Origin of the sequence: Pauljensenia sp. UMB3104 (assembly GCF_030217285.1) — a bacterium.
Classification (GTDB): Bacteria; Actinomycetota; Actinomycetes; order Actinomycetales; family Actinomycetaceae; genus Pauljensenia.
In genome coordinates this window covers 1-236 of record NZ_JASONN010000600.1, presented here as the reverse complement: position 1 = coordinate 236, position 236 = coordinate 1, and the positions used below count along the sequence as shown (strand labels likewise).

At 58.5% G+C, this 236-nt stretch carries 1 protein-coding gene; it reads left to right on the top strand.

Annotated features, from left to right (window positions below; translation table 11 throughout):
- Positions 1–16: 16 nt before the first annotated feature.
- The coding region (locus QP415_RS13730; RefSeq protein ID WP_285100344.1) for a hypothetical protein at positions 17–236 on the top strand (220 nt) is incomplete at its 3' end.

Here is a 236-nt window from a genome sequence, read left to right as displayed (position 1 = left end):
CACCGATGGTGACGAAGTGACCGGTGCTAAGAACGGTGGCAAGCCGACCAACCCGAACAAGGCCGATACTGATGGTGACGGCGTGAATGACGGCGACGAGATTGCCAATGGCACCGATCCGAATAAGGGCGACACCGATGGTGACGGTCTGACGGATGGTGAAGAAAAGGTGATCGGTACTGATCCGAAGAACCCGGACACCGATGGTGACGGGCTCACGGATGGCGACGAGGTCA